Origin of the sequence: Psychrobacter sp. 78a-MNA-CIBAN-0178, from assembly GCF_040309625.1 — a bacterium.
Classification (GTDB): Bacteria; Pseudomonadota; Gammaproteobacteria; order Pseudomonadales; family Moraxellaceae; genus Psychrobacter; species Psychrobacter okhotskensis.
On sequence record NZ_JBEOOZ010000010.1, the window covers coordinates 71,419 to 89,808 of the forward strand.

Here is an 18,390-nt window from a genome sequence, read left to right on the forward strand (position 1 = left end):
CTGATTTTAGCACAAGATAGCAATTTTTAAATCTAAAAAAAGAGACTGTCTTGTATACTGGCTTGTTTACAGATTGTTATAGACATTTTTGGCTTTTGGACTTGTTTACTATGTGAGTGTATAGTTAAGGCAGTTTTGTACCCATTTACTAAATATAAATAATTATGATGCTGATGAGTCTTTATACTTGTTGATGTTTGTATGAGTGATTATAAAAGACAAATTCCATTTTTCATTTACTCTTATCTTAACCTTTCGTTATAGGAACTATATTATGTCAGACCGTTATGGTGATTTTGTTCAATCTTCTATTGGTAAAAAAGTCGCAAAAAACTTAGGCTTGCCTATGCCGGTAGAGCTTGACCGTTTTGATAGTGGTCAACCCTTGGTACGCGGTAGCGTATTGGTCGGTCGCGCTGCTGGCGATGACAAAAGCGTGAGTGAGTCAATCGCCCGCATCTTGTCAGACGTCCATGCCGAGGTATTTGTCAATAGCAGCGATGGTATCAAAGATGCGCTTTCTGATGCGGGTGTTGAGGCAAAAGCCAATACGGGCGGCGATGATAAATTTAAAGTCTTGCTTTTTGACGCCAGTAATATCAGTAATGCTGACCAGCTTAAAGAAGTGTATGAATTCTTCCACACCGTTGCTCGCCGCGTAGAACGATCAGGTCGAGTAATCATCGTGGGCCGTACGCCAGAAAACTCGACTGATATCGAAGCAGCATTGGCACAACGTGCGCTTGAAGGCTTTGTGAAGTCAGTTGGTAAAGAGTTTAAGCGTGGTATTACTGCACAGCTTGTCTACGTTGAAGAAGGTGCTGAGCAAAATCTAGATTCGACACTACGCTTTTTCACTTCTGCGCGCTCAGCTTATGTGTCAGGACAAGTCGTACGCGTCAGCAAAGGCGATAACGTCGATGTCGATTGGACACAGCCTCTAGGCGGCAAAACCATGCTAGTCACTGGCGCAAGTCGCGGTATCGGCGAAGCCATCGCGCGCGTATTGGCTCGTGAAGGGGCTCATGTTATCTGTCTTGATGTTCCGCAGCAGCAAGCTGACTTGCAAAAGGTCGCTAGCGAAATCAGTGGTTCTGTCTTAACCGTCGACATCACCAGTGCCGACGCGGGCAAAGAAATCGCAGAAGCAGCGCAAAAGCGTGGCGGTCTAGACTCAATTATCCATAACGCTGGCGTGACACGTGATAAAACCTTGGCAAAAATGGATGAGAAAAAGTGGGACATGGTCATCAATATCAACTTAGGCAGTATCGCTAAGCTGAACCGCTACTTGCTTGACAATGACGTCCTAAAAGAAAACGCGCGTATCGTCTGCGTATCATCTATCTCAGGCATCGCGGGTAACTTGGGTCAAACCAACTATGCCACTTCAAAAGCAGGCGTGATTGGCTTGGTGGATGCCACTGCCAAGCAGTTAGAAGATAACGCTAAGGGCATGACTATCAACGCTGTTGCTCCAGGATTTATCGAAACGCAAATGACAGAAGCCATCCCATTTGCTATTCGTGAAGCGGGTCGCCGTATGAACTCAATGAGTCAAGGCGGCTTACCAGTCGACGTCGCTGAGACTATCGCATGGTTTGCATCTCCTGCTTCTGGCGGTCTAAATGGCAACATTGTACGCGTTTGTGGTCAAAGCTTGCTAGGTGCATAGCCTTGAGTGCATCGTCCTAATTCGTTTGTGGGTATAGGTGATGAATTTGCTCATGGTAAATCCATGATATCACTTACAATTTTTTATGTGCCTCACATATGCTTACGAAAGAATTGCTGATAAATTGTAATAAAGCTGCCCAAGGGTGGCTTTTTTATGATAAAAACACAGGAACTTTATGATAAAAGCACAGGAACCATGAGCCCAATTGATTTTTGTTGGGATAAGCGCCTATACTAGATATAAGGAATAGGTATAAAAAATATCTATATATAACGGCTGCCTTGTATGAAAAATGCTATGTATTAAATATATCGAGCAGAGCGCTTATAACATCACTCAACGGTAAGCTTAATCAACGACTTCATAGCATCTCGAGATGCACTAAGAAAATTAGCTTGAGCCACACTTAGGATTTATTATGTCAGACAAACATTATGATGCGTTGCCAAAAGCGCATACGACTTACGCCAATATCGTAAAAAGCTTATTGCCAATTGGCAATAGTGGCAAAATCAGTAAAGACCAGTTGCCGCAAGCGACCTATTATGTAGATGACTTACACATCGATCAAAGCAACCTTGATGATTACCGCAAGATTTGTGGTTTTGCTGATAATGGCAAAGTGCCTGTGACGTATTTTTCGGTCTTATCGCAAACATTACAGATGAATATGATGGTCAAAGAGCCGTTCCCGTTTGCCATGTTAGGTCTGGTACATGTGGATAATAGCGTGACTCAGTACCGTCCTATCGGTGAGCGTGAGACTGTCGCTATGGCAGTGAAGTTCGATAACTTGCGTGATCATGCTCAAGGTCAACAGTTCGACTTTGTGACGACGGTCAAGTCAGAGGACGAAGTCATTTGGGAAGGAACGTCAACCTATCTGTCACGTAGTAAAAAATCGGACAGTAGCAAAAAAGATAATAAAAGCAGCCCGCGTGCAGTAACGGTGAAGCCAGCAGTGAACGCTGACGGCGTGCATAGCATCTTTGAAGTGCCAGAGGACATTGGTCGTCGCTATGCTTTTGTTTCAGGTGACTTCAACCTTATCCATCTGCATCCATTATCAGCGCGCGCGTTTGGTTTTCCTAAAGCCATTGCTCACGGTATGTGGTCAAAGGCCAAGTGCCTTGCCATGATGGACGAGCTACCTGATGCTTGTACGGTTGATGTGTCATTTAAGTTGCCTATCTTTTTGCCTGCTGAAGTAGAGCTTATTGGCGATCCGGTCGCGCAGCTTGACAATGCAGACGACACTTGTGAGTTTGGCTTATATAGCTCTAAAAACGACAAGCCACATCTGGCGGGTGTTATTAAATTGCAGAAGTGACCGTTAATTAACTGCCAACAAAACGATAACCAGTAAGCTAAGACGCCTTTATCTCAATAGCCACACCTAACGAACACATTTATAACTATGACTTCACAAAATAAAGTAACCAGTACCGTACATTCTGATCGCTCGGCCGCAGCTGATACAGTCGCTGCGAACGATTACGCTGCGACTGACAGCGCTACTATTGACATCAGCGCTTGTGATAATGGTGTCGATCTTGCCACTATTTTCGTCCCTTACTTTCGCCCTGATGCAAATACCATTGTGTGCGGTGCGCTCGATGAGGAAAAAGTGGCGGCTTTGGCCGAAGCTGGGGTTGAGCTAGTCATTAACTTACAACCTGATGACGAGTTGAGCTTTGATGAAGCAGCAGCAGTTGAGCGGGCAGGCATGCACTATGAGCAGCTGGCTATTAGCGGCGCTGCAGATTTAAAGCAGCTTAAGATATTGGCGTTTGATAATATCTTACGCCAACATCATGGCAAAAAAACAGCGTTGCACTGTGGCTCTGGCAATAGAGTAGGTGCAGCGATTGCTCTGCGGGCAGGTTGGCTACGCGGGCGTAAGATGGATACGGCTATGGAGCGTGGTCGCGGTCATGGTTTGACGAAGCTTGAAGACGAAGTTTATAAGCGTTTGTTAGTACCGCGCTAAAGCATGAAGAGAAGTAATAAAAAAGGCGACCAATAGGTGGCCTTTTTTATTATTAAATAATTTATTGGTATTTTATAAATGCCGTAGTATATAAATGCTTAAGATTAAGGCGCTAAGGCGTTTTAAAATCTTGAAGTTTCAATGACCTGTCATAATTATAAAGAATGGAGTAAAGCAACCATGAGCGACAACAATAATAAAACCAATCAAAACCCTAACGATCAAACCGATAGCGAGCTTCAGCAACATTTGCAGCGAATACTTACCGATTTACAGCTTGATGATGCGCCTGCTGGTGGTGCGGTGGTTGTCTATCAGGACGGCAAATGTATCGCACAAGCGAGCATAGGGCTGGCGCGCGCGAATTTGTCATGGAGTCCTGATACTTTATCGCTTAATTTTTCGACGGGTAAGGGCGTATTGGCAACGCTGGTGCATGTATTGGTTGCGCAGCAGTTGCTTGCTTATGATGAGCCGATTGCCAGCTATTGGCCCGCATTTGCTGCCCAGCATAAAGGTGATATTACGCTACGCCATGTTATGTCGCATCAAGCCAATTTATTCTCTATTCAGAGTATTGATGCGGACAGTGAAGAGTTGCTCGATTGGCAGTTGATGCTTAGTAAAGTCGCTGCGATGTCAGTCACTGCACCTGAAGATGCCGAGTTATACGACAGCGCGTATAGTGCCTTAGTCTATGGCTGGGTATTAGGCGGCGTGATAGAAGCGGTGACTGAGCTGTCATTGGCTGAGGCGCTGCGGCATTATTTGACTGAACCACTGGGTATCGCAGACAGTTGTTATTTCGGCGTACCCGCTAGCAAAGTAGACCAAGTGGCGATGCTGGCCAAAAACTTTGCTGGGTCAAATGAGGACAGCTCACAGTTAGGTAATAGGCGTCATAAACCTACGATAAAAGCAGACTCAGCAGAGACATTAAAAACGTATGCAAATCTGCCCAGTTATGGGTGTTGGCAGCAGCACACGTTAGAAAATAAAGAAACGGCAAGTACAATTCAGGGTGATGAGCAAAACAACCTGCCTATTTTAGACACGGCTCATATTAATGGTTTGTATTTCAATACGAGCAAGCTGAATCTAAGAAATTATAAAGCGGCACTCATACCTGCTAATAAACAACCTATTGACTATTACCAGCGTGAGACGTTACAAGCAGCCATTCCAGCGGCCAACGGTGTTGCCTCAGCGCAGGCACTAGCCACTATCTATGCGATGTTGGCTAATGGCGGGCAATGGCAGGGACGCACGCTTATTGATAGCGCCACTTTTGAGGCGCTAGCCAAACCGCAAGTCACAGGGCTAGATGCTGTCATGCCATCGAATATGGATTGGCGCTTGGGTTATCATCGACTACTCAGTATTTGTGCTGATACTCAAGCGAGCTTTGGTCATATGGGTTATAACGGTTCGGTTGCGTGGTGTGATCCTGCGCGGCAGTTATCCTTTGCCTTTATTCATAACTTTGATACCACGATGCTCAACGATGTTCGTCAGTTTGCCCTAACCGAAGCTGTGTTTGGCTTGTTGGACAATAAAATCCTAGCGCCATAAAGATACAGAGTGATCATAATCACTGTTGATTTATCCGTATTGGGGTGAGGGTTAATGTGGTTTTTTCGGCGTCATTTTAAGCAACTTTGTGGCGCTGAGGCCATGGATAAAGATTGAAGCCAGAATCACAATCGAGCAGACGACCCATAATTTGAGCGCATCTTCCTCACCAAAAAAACCTTGATTGAGCGCGTAAGATAAATAATATAAGGTACCAATACCGCGGATGCCCAATGCAGAGATGGCATATTTTTCAGTGTGTGGCAAGTTTAGCCCAGACAGGGCAATGAAGCCGCCAATCGGACGTATCAATAATAAAAAAGTAAAGCTGACGATATAGACACGCCATGTTAGCTCAACACCCGACTGTAACCCTTGACCGAGAAACATCCCAAAAGTGACGAGCACGAGTGACATCAGCAAGCCTTCTGATTGCTCTGCAAAGTCATGCAGCTTGTTATGGTAACTGTGTTCATGCTCTGAACGACGAAAAGCAAATGCTGCGATGAATACCGCAATAAAACCATAGCTATGTACCAATTCTGCTAAACCGTAGGCCAGTAGTGTTAGCGCAATCACCAGATACCCTTGAGAGATGGTGGTTTCGTGGCTGTACTTTGAAAACACCAATTTTGCTAACAGTTTACCGACGATGATACCAACTACCAAGCCTGCGCCAATTTTCCACAGTACGTCATGAGTAAACCACGACCAGAGCATCTCACCAGTAAAATCCTTACCTTCGCTAAAAGCCTCTGCTATTTTAATCGCCAAATAAACAAATGGAAAAGCCAGCCCATCGTTTAATCCAGCTTCTGAGGTTAAGGTGAATCGCGGCGTATCTTCACCGCCTGTGTTCGGTGGTCCGACTTGAATGCTAGAGGCCAATACGGGATCAGTCGGTGCCAGTACCGCGCCCAGTAAGATTGCTGCACCCATACTAAGACCAAAAGCATAATAACCCAAGGCCGCCATAGCAAAGATGCCAATTGGCATAGTGATAAGCAACAGACGGACAGTCGGGCGCCACAATCGCCAAGACAACTTAGTGTCAATCTTGATACCCGCGCCAACCAAAGAGACCAACACCACAATCTCGGTTAATTTCTCGACGATTAAACCATTATCAAGCGGATTTAAAAATGATAATGTCGTCCAATAATAACCCATCAGCAGACCAAAGCTGACTTGCAACATAGGTAAGGAGATAGGCGTGCGCTTAAAGATAATAGGAAACAACGCCCCTAATAAAAAGGTGATGCCACAGACCAATAAGAATAAATTATAGTTTTCAATCATAGGTTTGCTACACACTGTGTCATAGGGTTTAAATTTTTGAGGTTAGAGGGTATTTATTAGCTCATTAATAATGACGGTAAAAATTTTTTATTACTACAAAAAAACGTTATCAGAATAGTGACTACGTTGTTTTTTGGTGAAAAAAAAGCCTGAATACTAAAAAAGCCTGCATCACGCAGGCTTTTTTAGTATTCAGGCTTAGGATAATTCTAGTAAAAATATTCTAAAAAATGCTAGGTAAGGTTTTTAGCTTAGCGCTCCACTTGGCTCACATCGCGCACCGCACCAGTATCAGCACTGGTAGTCATTGCTGCATAAGCACGTAGGGCAGGAGAAACATGACGCTCACGGCTGACAGGTTTCCACGCATCGCGTCCGCGAGCTTCCATCGCTTCGCGACGAGTGGCCAAATCGGCATCGCTGACCTGCATATTGATGGTACGATTAGGAATGTCGATATGGATGATGTCGCCTTCTTCAACCAGACCAATCGCTCCACCTTCAGCCGCTTCAGGGCTGGCATGACCGATTGATAGGCCAGATGTACCACCAGAGAAACGACCATCGGTGAGTAGAGCGCATTCTTTACCCAAGCCTTTTGACTTCAGATAAGTCGTTGGATACAGCATTTCTTGCATACCAGGGCCGCCTTTCGGGCCTTCATAGCGGATGATGACAACATCACCTGCAACAATTTGATCATCAAGAACGGCGGCGACAGCATCATCTTGTGATTCAAAGAGTCGCGCGCGCCCTGTGAAAACTAAGATGCTTTCATCGACACCAGCGGTTTTGACCACGCAGCCACGCTCTGCAATATTGCCGTATAGTACAGCAAGGCCACCATCGGTTGAATAAGCATGCTGGGCACTGCGGATACAGCCTGACTCACGGTTGACGTCAAGGTTTGACCATTCTTTTGACTGAGAAAACGCCTCAGTCGTGCGCACGCCACCAGGCGCGGCGATATAACGCGCACGTGCCTCAGTATTGTCAGGGTTCATGATGTCCCATTTATCAATCGCTGCTTTCATCGTCTCACTATGGATGGTCGGCACGTCAGTCTTCAATAATCCGGCACGATCAAGCTCGGCTAGTAATGCAAAGACACCACCAGCACGATGCACATCTTCCATATGGTACTTTTGCGAGGCAGGCGCAACTTTTGCCAGACAAGGTACGCCGCGACTCAGGCGATCGATATCTGACATTTTAAAATCAACTTCCGCTTCGTTGGCGGCTGCCAATAAATGCAAAATAGTATTGGTCGAGCCACCCATGGCGATATCTAGGGTCATCGCATTTTCAAAAGCTGCCTTACTGGCGATTGAGCGCGGTAATACCGAATCATCATCTTGCTCATAGCGACGCTTGGCTAATGAGACGATGGTGCGACCCGCTTCTAAAAATAATTCACGACGCAGCGAATGAGTAGCTAACAGCGAGCCATTACCCGGTAATGCCAGTCCTAACGCTTCGGTCAAGCAGTTCATCGAGTTGGCCGTGAACATACCTGAGCATGAGCCACAAGTCGGGCAGGCTGAAGCTTCAATAGCGGCGACATCTTCATCACTAATGCTGTCATCAGCGGCATCCATCATCGCATCGACGAGATCCAGCTTACGAACGGCGCTGCCGTTACTGTCTTCATTATTGTGACTTTTACCGACTGTACTGGCCAAAATTTTGCCCGCTTCCATCGGCCCACCTGAAATAAATACCACGGGAATATTAAGGCGCATTGCGGCCATCAACATACCAGGGGTGATTTTATCGCAATTAGAAATGCAAACTAGGGCATCGGCGCAATGCGCATTGACCATGTATTCAACAGAATCGGCAATCAAGTCGCGACTCGGTAGTGAATACAACATACCGCTATGACCCATGGCAATACCGTCATCTACCGCAATGGTATTAAACTCTTTTGCGACGCCGCCCGCTTTTTCAATCTCACGCGCCACCATTTGCCCGAGGTCTTTTAGATGCACATGACCGGGTACAAACTGGGTAAAGGAGTTGGCAATTGCAATAATTGGTTTGCCAAAGTCGCCGTCAGTCATACCTGTTGCACGCCATAGGGCACGTGCACCTGCCATATTACGACCACCAGTAGAGGTTTTTGAGCGATAATCCATGTGATATTCCTTACAAATAAGCGAGATTTATGAACGTGTGCAGCATCAGCTGTGATGCCGATAGTGTGCTTTTTATGTAGAGTGAGTACTAGTGAATAATACTAATTCGTTACCATACCATTAGCTATGAGTAACTAAAAATAATGGGGCAATAAACAATCGATCAATATGAGACAACATACTCGCTACTCAAGACGCGCTAAGATAGCATCATCAAACCATGGTAACTCGGTTTTGTCAGCTTCTAATTTGGCAATGACCGTCAATGCATGCGTGGCTAATAATTGTTGGTAATCAGCGTTGGCCTCAATAGTCAGTAGCGGCGCTTCAGTTGTGCCATGTTCATCGATACTGATTAAGGTCTGTTTGGTATTTTTATATAGGATATCAACGCGACCAAAAAACTGCCAGTCTTTAAAGGCTGCAGTGATAGCGTCCGCTTCATTCTGTGTATAAATCTGCTGGGTGTCTTTACCAGTATTGGTCCAATGCAAGCGTACCGCCAATTGTAGCGCCTCGCTAAACACCACCAACGAGCCAATGACTTTGACATGCCAAGGGCTAGTTATCAGCGCTTTATCAATACCGATAAATTTCGCCGCCTCAACAGCCGTCATAGGCGTATTAAACTGCGCCAGCAATTTGGGCGTCAGCGGATAAGTTGCTTTGATACTGTCTTCTAGGCTGTCGTAATGATATAAGAATGGCAGCGGCAGATCTTGGGTGATAATCTTCTTAATAATTTTACAGTTATGGATACGCCAGCTGATCGTTTTATCGCTTAGTGCTTCTGCCAAGATAATCGCATTGGAATCTATCTTTTGACTGTTATTATCAACCGCAGATTCGTTCTCTACACCGCTATTATTCATAGCAGGGGTGCCAGTATTGCCAGAGGCAGATTCTGTATTATGAGGGTCTGAATAAGAGTCGTTGGCTGTAAATGAGTGAGTCGGCAAGGTAGGCAAATCCATAAACGTCGTGTCAGCAAAATAGGCTATTAATATAACATTTATAGTAGGCACCTCGCCAATAAATTAATGGCTTCAAGAGGTGAAGGTTTGCTTCGACAATTTGGATGGATAGGCAATTACAGATAGCCATTATGGTAACTTGTGCTTAACCCATAATTCGTCCACTATATGACAGACATTGTATTCAATACTGATAATCAAACAATCAAACAATCAAAGGAAAAAATAATGACACAAGCCAATCAACCGACTAATTATGACGACAGTAATATTTTTGCCAAAATGCTAGACGGTGATATTCCCTATCATAAAGTATATGAAGATGATAAAACGCTCGCCTTTATGGACATCATGCCGCAAGCAGAAGGTCACGTGTTGGTTATCCCCAAGCAAAAAGCCGTTGATTTAGGTGATTTGGAGCCAGAATATGCCGCAGCAGTATTAATGACCTCTAAAAAGATCGTGCAAGCACAGCGTCAATTATTTGAGCGTGAAGGTGTTATCCAGATGCAGTTGAATGGGTCACAAGCAGGGCAGACCGTCTTTCATTATCACGTGCATCTGATTCCATCAAGCATTCATGAGCTAGGTCGTCATGCAGTGACACAGGCAGATCATGGAAAATTGGCTGAGACGGCTAAACAACTTGCTGCAGTGATTTCTACTTTATAAGACAAGAACACCGTTTTATTACTTGGTAAATCAACTTTGCGCGTTAGGTATTAAGCGTTTCTTGATAATTATAATTAGGCGGCTAACAAGCGGCCTTTTTTATTGCTTGGTAATAGTCATGTAACATTCGTTAAAGTAGTGTTACAAGTGAAAGGTACATCTGGGGTTGAGGCAAAGAGTGTGGTACAAATTATATTTTGTTGGGCGCACCGGTTCTACATTGTGTTTACCAACAACCTTTATATTTAATAACGCTGCATTAATTTGAGGACATCACTTTTTATGAGTAAATTACCTCGCTCTACCATTTTGCTGCCAGTATTTGTACCAGCCGCCACCATTATGCTGTTATTGGTCATTGGCACAGCGATTAATCCAGTAGCTGCTGGCGAGCTATTTAGTACCGTACTGGCATTTACCACCGATACTTTCGGTTGGTTTTATATGTTGGCAGTTGCCATATTTTTGATGTTTATTATTGCTTTAGCGTTTTCGTCTTATGGCAGTATTAAGCTGGGTCCTGACCATGCCGAGGCTGAGTATAAGTTCCTTGAATGGTTCGCCATGCTGTTTTCCGCAGGGTACGGTATCGCGTTATTGTTCTATGGAGTGGCAGAGCCTGTGTTGCATTTTGCCAGTCCGCCGCTGTCCACGCCGCAGACGATTGAGGCTGCAAAAGAAGCCATGCAAATTGCTTATTTCCACTGGGGTTTTCATATTTGGGCAATTTATGGCGTGGTAGGTTTGTCGCTGGCGTATTTCTCCTTTCGTCATGGTTTGCCATTGTCAGTACGCTCAACGCTATATCCATTAATCGGTGACAAAATCTACGGCCCTATTGGTCATACCGTCGATGTGTTTGCGATTGTGGGTACGATGTTTGGTATCGCTACCAGTTTAGGGCTGTCAGTGGCGCAAATTAACACCGGTTTAAACTATCTGCTACCAGATATGGTGCCAGTGAATACCACGGTGCAGGTTATCATCATTGCTTTGGTAACAGCCGCTGCCTTGGTCTCTGTGTTAGCTGGGATGGACAAAGGCGTAAAGCGCTTGTCTATCTTAAACATGTTGTTAGCAACGGCATTGATGCTATTTGTCTTCATCGTTGGCCCGACTGTTTTTATACTCAATGCCTTTATGGAAAATACAGGCAGCTATTTGGGTAATATCGTTGAGCGTACCTTTAGCCTGCAAGCCTATCAATCGAGTGATTGGATCGGTAGCTGGACACTATTTATCTTTGCATGGACGATTGCATGGGCGCCTTTTGTTGGGTTGTTTATTGCCAAAATCAGTCGTGGTCGCACCATTCGTGAGTTTGTGCTGGGCGTAATGTTAGTACCAACACTATTTACTTTCTTTTGGTTTTCAGTATTTGGTGATACCGCGCTACACATGATTATGGTCGATGGTTATGATGCCTTGATTAGTGAGGTGCAAAACAACCAAGCGATAGCCTTATTTAAATTGTTAGAAAACTTACCCTTCACTCAGATTGTCTCGTCATTAACAGTAGTACTGATTATTACCTTTTTTGTGACCTCATCTGATTCAGGGTCATTAGTGATTGACTCGCTCGCTGCAGGTGGACGTAGTGACACGCCATGGTGGCAACGTTCGTTTTGGGTAATCACGGAAGGGGCCGTCGCTGCAGTTTTACTCATCGCGGGTGGTCTAAGCGCGTTGCAAACAGCCGCTATCGTCAGTGCCTTACCGTTTGCGGTCATTATCTTGATTTCGACATTTGGTATGTGGCGCGCGCTACGGATTGAGGGGCATCGCAATCAAAGCTTAGCCAATGACAATCATCTGCCGCCACATCTACTAAAGCTAGACGCGTGGCGTGACCGTATTGATTATATGACCAATCAGCCAACGCGCGATAAAGTGCTGGGTTATATCAAAGGCACGGTTCTATCATCGATGAATGAGGTGGCAGAGAAGTTTGCCGAAACGGGTTGGTTGCCAGATGTTAATTATGATGAGGTCAATGACCGTGCTGTATTGGAATTAAGACGTGGCGATAACGTGGAGTTCTGGTACGAGGTTCGTTTGTCAGAGCATGAGATTCCTGACTACTATACCGAAGATATGGCCAATGAATTACCACAAGAGCATCACCATCGCGCTGAGGTATATCTGCGCCGTGGTGGCCAAACTTATGACTTATATGGGTATCAATCAGAGTCGGTGATTAATGATATTATTGATCAGTTTGAGAAGTACCTACATTTCTTGAATGTCTCGCCAGATAGCTTGCCGTGGCGTATGCAACAACATGATGAAGATATCACGTTGGAGCAGGGCAGTGTATTTGATAAATAGAGCGTTGATCATCCGATAAACAAAAAGGCAGCTGAAAAGTTGCCTTTTTTTGGAGATATTTATGTTGTTTATTACAATTTATTGGCTGATACGCATAGTTAAGGTCAATGTTTGCCTGCCTTATTTAAAAAACACTTAGACAGGCTATTTAAACAGATTATTTGAATAAATGAATGCTATATAACCGTATGACACGCATATCCAATTTCATAATTTTTTAGAGAACATTTTATGAGTAAGTTATCTGGCTCTACTATTTCGATGCCCGTATTTATACCGACAGCGATTGTCATGATATTGCTGGTGATAGGCACTTCGGTCAATCCGCAGCTGGCTAGTGGGCTATTTGAGCAAGTACTGAATTTTACCACTGAGACGTTCGGTTGGTTTTATATGCTGGCAACCGCGCTGTTTTTGATATTTATCGTGGTGCTGGCGTTTTCTCCTTATGGCAGTATTAAGCTTGGCCCTGATCATGGCGAGGCACAATACAACTTCATTGAATGGTTTGCTATGCTGTTTTCAGCAGGCTATGGTATTGCGTTGCTATTTTATGGTGTCGCCGAACCGGTGCTACATTTTGCCACGCCGCCGCTGTCAGAGCCGCAAACTATTGCTGCTGCTAAAGAGGCAATGCAAATTGCTTATTTTCATTGGGGTTTTCATATTTGGGCGATCAATGGCGTAGTGGCGTTGACCTTGGCCTATTTTGCTTATCGTCAGGGTTTGCCTTTATCGATGCGCTCAACGCTTTACCCTATTATCGGTGAAAAAATATATGGCCCTATCGGCCATGCAGTAGATGTATTCGCCATCTTAGGCACTTTGTTTGGGTTGGCTACCAGCTTGGGTATCTCAGTCTCGCAGATTAATACCGGTTTGAACTATTTGGTTCCTAGTATCCCTGTTAATACCACGGTTCAGGTCATTGCCATTACTCTCATTACGGGTTTGGCTCTGATATCAGTATTGGCTGGTATGGATAAAGGGGTAAAAAGACTCTCCATTTTGAATATGATACTGGCAACCACGCTGATGTTGTTTGTGTTTATCGTTGGCCCTTCCGTATTTATTTTAAATGCCTTTATGGAAAATACGGGCAGCTATTTGGGCAATATCGTTGAGCGTACTTTTAGCTTACAGGCCTATCAGCAAGGGGACTGGATTACCAGTTGGACGCTGTTTATCTTTGCATGGACGATTTCATGGTCACCGTTTGTCGGCATATTTATTGCTAAAATCAGCCGTGGTCGTACCATTCGTGAGTTCATCGCAGGTGTGATGCTAGTGCCAACCATCTTTACTTTCTTTTGGTTTGCCGTGTTTGGTGATACAGCGCTAAATATGATTATGGTACAAGGCTATGAGTCATTAATTACTGAAGTACAGAACAATCAAGCGATTGCTTTGTTTAAGCTACTTGAAAATCTGCCGTTTACGCAAGTAGTATCAGCTCTGGCTGTTGTGCTTATTATTACATTTTTTATCACCTCGTCTGATTCAGGGTCTTTAGTCATTGACTCGCTCGCCGCAGGAGGTCGTAGTGATACGCCAGCATGGCAGCGAACGTTTTGGGTGGTGATACTAGGCGTCGTCGCTTCTGTGCTTTTGCTAGCAGGGGGTCTACAGGCGCTGCAAACAGCCGCTATCGTCAGCGCCTTACCGTTTACTATTATTATTTTGATCGCTATGTACGGTATGTGGAAAGCGTTACGTATCGAGGAGCATCGTAATGAGAGTCTGGCGAATGAGAACCATCTACCGCCGCATTTGCTCAAGCTTGAAGCGTGGCGTGCCCGTATTGATTACATCACTGAGCAACCAAGCCGCGAGGCTGTTTTAGACTATATTAAAGGTACGGTTATGTCATCGATGACTGAGGTAGCTGAAAAGTTTAAAGAAACTGGCTGGCATCCTGAAGTAAACTATGATGACACCAATAACCGAGCGGTATTGGAGCTGCAACGTGGCGATGATGTGGAGTTCTGGTATGAAGTCCGTTTATCAAACCATGATATGCCTGACTATTACACGCAAGATGTGACAAGTGGTTTAGAGCAAGCACATCATTACCGGGCGCAAGTTTATCTACGTCGCGGTGCACAAACTTATGATTTATATGGCTATCAATCAGAATCTGTAATCAATGATATTATTGACCAGTTCGAAAAGTACTTAAAGTTTTTACATGAATCGCCTGATAGCTTACCGTGGCGCATGCAAGAGCATGATGAAGACATCACGCTAGAGCAAGGCAGTGTGTTTGATAAATAATTGGTTTAGCTATCAAAACTGAGCATTAATTGTTGCAGGTTTCCCATATGAATAGCTTGCAATAAAGTCAAGAACCCTTAGAATAACGGCTTGTTTTCATTAACTTATCTCAATCAAGAGCAAGCCGTTTTTTATGTCTATTGATTCTCCAGTTTCTTCTGAGTCGTCAGCACAAATCGCCAATGATCATCCTCTATTGCAGCCATTGATGATTGGCGGCTTGACGGTTGAAAACCGTCTAATGGTAGCTCCGATGGCAGGCGTGACGGACAATCCCTTTCGAAGGTTATGCAAGTCTTTTGGTGCAGGTCACGCGGTGAGTGAAATGATCATCGCTGATACCGCGCTTTATGCGCGCAAAAAATCCTTGTATCGTGCCAATTTTGATAACGAAATCGCGCCTATTTCTGCGCAGATAGCAGGCGCGGAACCCGATAAATTGGCAGAAGCGGCGCGTTATCAGATTGATAATGGTGCGCAGATTATCGATATCAATATGGGCTGTCCAGCCAAAAAAGTCTGTCGTAAGCTGGCAGGGTCGGCGCTGCTACAAGACGAAGATTTGGTTGCGCGCTTGTTAGATGCTGCGGTAAATAGCGTCAATGCACCAGTGACACTAAAAACGCGCTTGGGTTTTGAAAATGGTCGCGAGAATATCTTGCGTGTGGCGAAGCGAGCAGAGCAGGCAGGCATTGCCGCTATTGCCATTCATGGGCGTACTCGTGAGGATATGTATACTGGTGAGGCGCGTTACGAGTTGATACGTGAAGTCAAAGAGAGTATTAGTATACCCGTTATTGCCAATGGTGATATCGATAGCGCGCAAAAAGCCCAGCGTGTCTATGAGCTGACCGGTTGTGATGCGGTGATGATTGGGCGAGCGGCTCAAGGACAGCCATGGATATTTCGCGATATCGAGCATTTTTTGCGTACAGGAGACATGTTGGCGGCACCGAGTGTGAGCGAAATTAAAGAGATTGTACTGGCGCATTTGCAAGAGCTATATGGCTTTTACGGTGAATACTCGGGGTGCCGAATCGCGCGCAAACACATTGCATGGTATACGACGGGCATTCCAAACTCTAATGCTTTTCGTCAAGCAATGTATGTTGAGGAGAGCACCGTTGGGCAGTTTCGTGTGGTCGAGGCTTTTTTACAGGCTCATGAGTAAGGCATAAATAGCGATTGGCTATGAAGTATTGATTACAACTCATCAGCATGCTCAGTCTTTGATGTTTGTTCAGGCGCAGACTTGGGGTGTTGCCAAGGAAAGCGTCCTTCTAGCTCGACTTGTAGCGATAAGCTTAAAAAAGTTCTAATGAGCACGATAAAACCCAAGACCAAAACGCTACGCAACGTAGGCTCTGTGACGACGGTGGCCATAATGTCGGCGGCGATGAGCACTTCGAGGCCCAATAAAATAGATTTGCCAACCGTCTGTCTGATTTCGATATAAGCGTCATGAGTAAAGCGACCCGTCAAACGAATGGCCCTATAAAATGCATAAAATAGTCCAAAAAGCATAATAAGGACACCAATGACTTCAACGAATTTGGCAATCAGATCAATATAATGAGCTAGCGTTTCTATCAAAAGACAGTCTCCTTTAAGGTGCGTAACATACAAAGGCAATTATAGCTAAAAAACTCGGTAGAGTAAGATGGCAAATTTACTGCCCTTTTGTTATCGGTTTGCAATACTATTTTATAAAATTTTACTGGTACTTTTTCGAGTAATTACAATGTAATTTTGGTATCCTAGAGCTGCACACTATTGGGAATATAATAAACAAAAAGGATTTTTTATGGCTACTCCCTCAAAAAAGGCAATTAGCAAAGCGGTTAAAGACAAACATATCATCATTACTGGTGCTTCAAGCGGCATCGGTGAACGTACGGCCTTTTTACTTAGTGAGTGCGGTGCTCATGTTATTTTATTAGCACGTACCGAAGAGAAGCTAAAAGTAGTAAAAGAAAATATTGAGGAGCTTGGTGGCAAGGCCAGTTATTACCCTTGTGATTTAACCAATATGGATGAGATTGAAACTGTTAGCACGCAAATTTTGGCTGATTTTGGCCATGTCGATGTACTGGTCAATAACGCGGGTCGCTCGATTCGCCGTTCGGTGCATGAGTCTGTTGATCGTTTCCATGATTTTGAGCGTACCATGGACATCAATTACTTTGGCGCTGTCAAAATAGTTCTTGGATTTTTGCCGACGATGATTGAACGCCAAGCCGGTCAAATTGTTAACATCTCATCCATTGGTGTACTGGCAAATAGTCCGCGCTTTGCCGCTTATGTCGCCTCAAAATCGGCATTAGATGCCTTTAGCCGATGCTTGGCTGCTGAAGTGAAAGGCGATAATGTCACGATTACCAATATCTTTATGCCATTGGTACGCACGCCGATGATTGAGCCGACTAAGTTATATCGTTACATGCCTGCGCTGATGCCTGATGAAGCGGCAATGATGGTCGCCAAAGCGATTGTTTATAAACCTAACAGTATTGCCAGTAATATGGGCAAGTTTGCGTCGGCTACTTATTCATTAGCACCAGCGATCAACGTGGGTATCCAATCGATGGGTTATCGTATTTTCCCAAGCACCCGCGCTGGATTGACCACCGATAAAAAACCAAACCTTGCTCAGCGTGCCTTTGCCAGAATTTTACCGGGTGAGCATCACTAAATTGTGTTTGTTACTTATAAAAGAAAAAGGATGCTGCGGTATCCTTTTTTAATGCTTTAAAATTATTCGTAATTTATATGAATGGGTAGGCAGTGGATTTTTTATTTACCATAATCACCGTTATGGGAAAAATGTGTGGTTTACTAGTGAGGATTTTTAATAAACTATTGTAGTTAAATATCTTTAAACAACGGATTTTCTCTAAAAAAATTTATTGATTCTTCATGATTGTAGCTACCAGCTTGCCATAAAACTCGCATGAGGTGATTAAACCTATCAATACAATAATCAATGTCATCTTCGCTATATCTATATGTATCAAATGTCCATGCGACTGTAGAGCTCCTATGAGCACAGACTAGATTATTTATACTATTTCCTAGGTAATAGATATTTCTTGCAAGATTTTTTTCTATCATATTCTTGTCATTCAGGTACTTACTTAACTTTATTAGTGAATATTCAAGATCCCAATATTTATCAACATCCCATGTGTCTTCACTCTCTAAATAATAATGAAAAGAGTCACTATTCCAAAACTTTTCTTCGCATTCATTTATTTCCATAAGCATAATTTCCTGTTTTCTGCATCGAGCTTGCCATTATCAGTGCACCAATATCATCAGTTATAGGAGAAGCTATTTTTTTAGAGTATTGCTAGTATACATATGGCGAACCAATCAGGCGCTTTCACTGGTTCGGTTCCCTAGTGAGGACTTGAATCTTCGGCTGTAGGGTAATGGTCTCAGTATATTAAGATATTTAGGTGGTCA

Annotated in this window: 14 protein-coding genes; 9 read left to right on the forward strand and 5 right to left on the reverse strand. The window is 44.1% G+C overall.

The features are described 5' to 3' along the window. Nucleotides 1-274 precede the first annotated feature (274 nt). The 4 genes from AAEY80_RS07885 to AAEY80_RS07900 all read left to right on the forward strand — a co-directional run bounded on the left by AAEY80_RS07885 (nt 275) and on the right by AAEY80_RS07900 (nt 5,240). The gene (locus AAEY80_RS07885) at nt 275-1,675 is read left to right on the forward strand and encodes a 3-oxoacyl-ACP reductase (RefSeq protein ID WP_201566213.1); all 1,401 of its coding nucleotides are present in this window, start codon (nt 275-277) and stop codon (nt 1,673-1,675) included. Nucleotides 1,676-2,096: 421 nt separating this feature from the next. Further along, on the forward strand, nt 2,097-3,008 hold the full coding sequence (locus AAEY80_RS07890; protein WP_025651804.1) for a MaoC family dehydratase: 912 nt from the start codon (nt 2,097-2,099) through the stop codon (nt 3,006-3,008). 87 nt (nt 3,009-3,095) lie between these two features. Beyond that, nucleotides 3,096-3,668 carry a protein tyrosine phosphatase family protein gene (locus AAEY80_RS07895; protein ID WP_025651805.1) on the forward strand — a complete coding sequence of 191 codons (573 nt, stop codon included), beginning with the start codon at nt 3,096-3,098 and terminating at the stop codon, nt 3,666-3,668. Between the two features lie 180 nt (nt 3,669-3,848). After that, nucleotides 3,849-5,240: a serine hydrolase domain-containing protein gene (locus AAEY80_RS07900; RefSeq protein ID WP_350588152.1), complete on the forward strand. Its 1,392-nt coding sequence runs from the start codon at nt 3,849-3,851 to the stop codon at nt 5,238-5,240. A 51-nt stretch (nt 5,241-5,291) separates the two neighbouring features. Here the strand turns inward: AAEY80_RS07900 and AAEY80_RS07905 are convergent, their stop codons facing one another. From AAEY80_RS07905 to AAEY80_RS07915, 3 genes are all read right to left on the reverse strand, one after another. Beyond that, entirely contained in the window at nt 5,292-6,539 is a 1,248-nt protein-coding gene (locus tag AAEY80_RS07905; RefSeq protein WP_201577822.1) for a cation:proton antiporter, read from the reverse strand. A 251-nt stretch (nt 6,540-6,790) separates the two neighbouring features. After that, nucleotides 6,791-8,677: a dihydroxy-acid dehydratase gene (gene ilvD, locus AAEY80_RS07910; RefSeq protein ID WP_025651808.1), complete on the reverse strand. Its 1,887-nt coding sequence runs from the start codon at nt 8,675-8,677 to the stop codon at nt 6,791-6,793. 185 nt (nt 8,678-8,862) lie between these two features. Beyond that, the gene (locus AAEY80_RS07915; protein WP_350588153.1) at nt 8,863-9,651 is read right to left on the reverse strand and encodes a hypothetical protein; all 789 of its coding nucleotides are present in this window, start codon (nt 9,649-9,651) and stop codon (nt 8,863-8,865) included. Between the two features lie 228 nt (nt 9,652-9,879). Here AAEY80_RS07915 and AAEY80_RS07920 point away from each other — a divergent pair, with 228 nt between their 5' ends. The 4 genes from AAEY80_RS07920 (at nt 9,880) to dusB (ending at nt 16,096) form a co-directional block, all read left to right on the forward strand. Further along, nucleotides 9,880-10,323, forward strand: coding sequence for an HIT family protein (locus tag AAEY80_RS07920; protein WP_025651810.1), 444 nt, complete (start codon nt 9,880-9,882; stop codon nt 10,321-10,323). A 282-nt stretch (nt 10,324-10,605) separates the two neighbouring features. After that, a complete protein-coding gene (locus AAEY80_RS07925; RefSeq protein WP_201577826.1) occupies nt 10,606-12,651 on the forward strand; it encodes a BCCT family transporter in 2,046 nt (681 codons plus the stop codon). 231 nt (nt 12,652-12,882) lie between these two features. Further along, complete coding sequence (locus AAEY80_RS07930; protein WP_025651812.1) at nt 12,883-14,925, forward strand: BCCT family transporter; 2,043 nt, start codon at nt 12,883-12,885, stop codon at nt 14,923-14,925. A gap of 133 nt (nt 14,926-15,058) precedes the next feature. Next, nucleotides 15,059-16,096 (forward strand): tRNA dihydrouridine synthase DusB, encoded by a 1,038-nt coding sequence (dusB, locus tag AAEY80_RS07935; protein ID WP_427647090.1) that lies wholly within the window; start codon nt 15,059-15,061, stop codon nt 16,094-16,096. A gap of 32 nt (nt 16,097-16,128) precedes the next feature. Here dusB and AAEY80_RS07940 read toward each other — a convergent pair whose 3' ends face one another. Next, nucleotides 16,129-16,518: a DUF1622 domain-containing protein gene (locus tag AAEY80_RS07940; protein ID WP_025651814.1), complete on the reverse strand. Its 390-nt coding sequence runs from the start codon at nt 16,516-16,518 to the stop codon at nt 16,129-16,131. Between the two features lie 211 nt (nt 16,519-16,729). Here AAEY80_RS07940 and AAEY80_RS07945 point away from each other — a divergent pair, with 211 nt between their 5' ends. Then, complete coding sequence (locus AAEY80_RS07945; RefSeq protein ID WP_173239484.1) at nt 16,730-17,617, forward strand: SDR family NAD(P)-dependent oxidoreductase; 888 nt, start codon at nt 16,730-16,732, stop codon at nt 17,615-17,617. 173 nt (nt 17,618-17,790) lie between these two features. On the opposite strand, the gene AAEY80_RS07950 is transcribed toward AAEY80_RS07945, so the two are convergent. Beyond that, a complete protein-coding gene (locus AAEY80_RS07950) occupies nt 17,791-18,183 on the reverse strand; it encodes a hypothetical protein (protein ID WP_025651816.1) in 393 nt (130 codons plus the stop codon). Between the last annotated feature and the right edge of the window lie 207 nt (nt 18,184-18,390).